At 55.3% G+C, this 3505-nt stretch carries 2 rRNA genes; both read left to right on the plus strand.

The window, feature by feature from the left end:
• The first annotated feature begins 81 nt into the window (after positions 1–81).
• Positions 82–3209 (plus strand): 23S ribosomal RNA (locus tag ABD260_RS37380).
• Between the two features lie 125 nt (positions 3210–3334).
• Positions 3335–3452: ribosomal RNA gene (gene rrf / locus ABD260_RS37385) — 5S ribosomal RNA — on the plus strand.
• Positions 3453–3505: the final 53 nt, after the last annotated feature.

The raw sequence follows: 3505 nt of genomic DNA on the forward strand, positions 1-3505 counted from the left end.
GGCTGGTGTTCCTGCCCGTATTTTGAGAACTGTATAGTGAACGCGAGCATCTTTTGTAGCGTAATTTTTGCTTTTAGTTAGTGACAAGCTACTAAGGGCAATCGGTGGATGTCTTGGCACCAAGAGCCGATGAAGGACGTTGGAGCCTGCGATAAGCCCCGGGGAGTTGGCAACCGAGCTGTGATCCGGGGGTGTCCGAATGGGGAAACCCAGCTGGCATTCTAAAGCCAGTTACCAGTGCCTGAACACATAGGGTTCTGGAGGGAACGCGGGGAAGTGAAACATCTCAGTACCCGCAGGAAGAGAAAACAATAGTGATTCCGTGAGTAGTGGCGAGCGAAAGCGGATGAGGCTAAACCATGTGCGTGTGATAGCCGGCGTGCGTTGCGTATATGGGGTTGTGGGAGCATTCAGACACTAATGCCGTGGTGTCAGAGAGTTATCAATCACTGTTGAAGTCGAATTTTCTGGAATGTTGAGCCGTAGTGGGTTATAGCCCCGTAGGCGTAAGACAGTGACTTTCGAGTGTTTTCCCAAGTAGCACGGGACTCTTGAAATTCCGTGTGAATCTGGCGGGACCACCCGCTAAGCCTAAATACTTCTTGGTGACCGATAGCGGACTAGTACCGTGAGGGAAAGATGAAAAGTACCCCGGGAGGGGAGTGAAATAGTACCTGAAACCGGTTGCCTACAATCCGTCGGAGCACTCTTCTTGTAAGGGTGTGACGGCGTGCCTTTTGAAGAATGAGCCTGCGAGTTAGTGGTGTGTGGCGAGGTTAACCCGTGTGGGGTAGCCGTAGCGAAAGCGAGTCTGAATAGGGCGTTTTAGTCGCATGCTCTAGACCCGAAGCGGAGTGATCTATCCATGGGCAGGTTGAAGCGCGGGTAAGACCGCGTGGAGGACCGAACCCACCAGGGTTGAAAACCTGGGGGATGACCTGTGGATAGGGGTGAAAGGCCAATCAAACTCCGTGATAGCTGGTTCTCCCCGAAATGCATATAGGTGCAGCGTCGTGTGTTTCTTACCGGAGGTAGAGCACTGGATGGTCTAGGGGGCTTACCGGCTTACCGAAATCAGCCAAACTCCGAATGCCGGTAAGTGAGAGCGCGGCAGTGAGACTGCGGGGGATAAGCTCCGTAGTCGAGAGGGAAACAGCCCAGATCACCAGCTAAGGCCCCTAAGCGATTGCTAAGTGGAAAAGGATGTGGAGTTGCCCAGACAACCAGGAGGTTGGCTTAGAAGCAGCCACCCTTGAAAGAGTGCGTAATAGCTCACTGGTCAAGTGATTCCGCGCCGACAATGTAGCGGGGCTCAAGCAATCCGCCGAAGCTGTGGCACTCACACAAGTACTCGGCACAGATTTTGGTCTGTGTCCAGGTGTGTGGGTGGGTAGGGGAGCGTCGTGCAGCGTGTGAAGCAGCCTAGTGATGGAGTTGTGGATGCTGCACGAGTGAGAATGCAGGCATGAGTAGCGAATGACGGGTGAGAAACCCGTCCGCCGGATGATCAAGGGTTCCAGGGTCAAGCTAATCTGCCCTGGGTAAGTCGGGACCTAAGGCGAGGCCGACAGGCGTAGTCGATGGACAACGGGTTGATATTCCCGTACCGGCACTGATACGACCCGACCGAACCCGCTGATGCTAAGCCAACGAAACCATGATGTCTTCGGATGGATTGGTGGGGTTGGTGGCCCGAGGTGGTAGTAGGTGCATTGAGGAGTGACGCAGGAGGGTAGTCCAACCGCGGCGATGGTAGGCGCAAGCTGATCCGCGGGCAAGGTGGTAGGGCGAGGCATAGGCAAATCCGTGTCTCATGATGCCTGAGAGCCGAGGCGGACCCGTTTAGGGGAAGTGGATGATCCCATGCTGCCGAGAAAAACTTCGCAGTGAGTGTCAGAGCCGCCCGTACCCCAAACCGACACAGGTGATCAGGTAGAGAATACCAAGGCGATCGAGTGAACCATGGTTAAGGAACTCGGCAAAATGCCCCCGTAACTTCGGGAGAAGGGGGACCGGATCCGTGAGGTGACTTGCTCACTGAAGCGGTGATGGTCGCAGAGACCAGGCCCAAGCGACTGTTTACTAAAAACACAGGTCCGTGCGAAGAAGTAATTCGATGTATACGGACTGACGCCTGCCCGGTGCTGGAACGTTAAGGGGACAGGTTAGCTGGTTTCGGCCGGCGAAGCTTTGAACTTAAGCGCCAGTAAACGGCGGTGGTAACTATAACCATCCTAAGGTAGCGAAATTCCTTGTCGGGTAAGTTCCGACCTGCACGAATGGCGTAACGACTTGGGCGCTGTCTCAACCATGGACTCGGCGAAATTGCATTACGAGTAAAGATGCTCGTTACGCGCAGCAGGACGGAAAGACCCCGGGACCTTTACTACAACTTGGTATTGGTGGTCGGTACAATTTGTGTAGGATAGGTGGGAGACTGTGAAGCTCGGACGCCAGTTCGGGTGGAGTCATCGTTGAAATACCACTCTGATTGTTCTGGCTGTCTAACTTTGGTCCGTTATCCGGATCAGGGACAGTGCCTGGTGGGTAGTTTGACTGGGGCGGTCGCCTCCTAAAAGGTAACGGAGGCGCTCAAAGGTTCCCTCAGCCTGGTTGGCAATCAGGTGTTGAGTGTAAGTGCACAAGGGAGCTTGACTGTGAGACAGACATGTCGAGCAGGGACGAAAGTCGGAACTAGTGATCCGGCGGTGGCATGTGGGAGCACCGTCGCTCAACGGATAAAAGGTACCCCGGGGATAACAGGCTGATCTTCCCCAAGAGTCCATATCGACGGGATGGTTTGGCACCTCGATGTCGGCTCGTCGCATCCTGGGGCTGGAGTAGGTCCCAAGGGTTGGGCTGTTCGCCCATTAAAGCGGCACGCGAGCTGGGTTTAGAACGTCGTGAGACAGTTCGGTCCCTATCCGCTGCGCGCGCAGGAGACTTGAGAAGGGCTGCCCCTAGTACGAGAGGACCGGGGTGGACGAACCTCTGGTGTGCCAGTTGTTCCGCCAGGAGCACGGCTGGTTGGCTACGTTCGGGAGTGATAACCGCTGAAAGCATCTAAGCGGGAAGCACGCTTCAAGATGAGGTCTCCCACCGGGTTAACCGGGTAAGGCCCCCAGTAGACCACTGGGTTGATAGGCCAGAAGTGGAAGCGCCGTAAGGTGTGGAGCTGACTGGTACTAATAGGCCGAGGGCTTGTCACACACACAACTCTCAAGCAAGCTGCGCTACGTAACAAGGTATGTTCGCGTTCACTGTACGGTTCCCAGGATACGGTCAACCCCAGCCCGAGTGGCTTTGTGTTGGTTGACATGTGTTCTCATAGAGTTTCGGTGGCCATAGCGTCGGGGAAACACCCAGTCTCCATTCCGAACCTGGAAGTTAAGCCCTTCAGCGCCGATGGTACTGCGACCGGGAGGTCGTGGGAGAGTAGGACGCCGCCGGACATTCACACTGTTAAGGGCCACCCCCATCCGGGGGTGGCCCTTAACATTTCCCC

The sequence above is a fragment of the Kribbella hippodromi genome, from assembly GCF_039531045.1.
Lineage (GTDB): Bacteria > Actinomycetota > Actinomycetes > Propionibacteriales > Kribbellaceae > Kribbella > Kribbella hippodromi.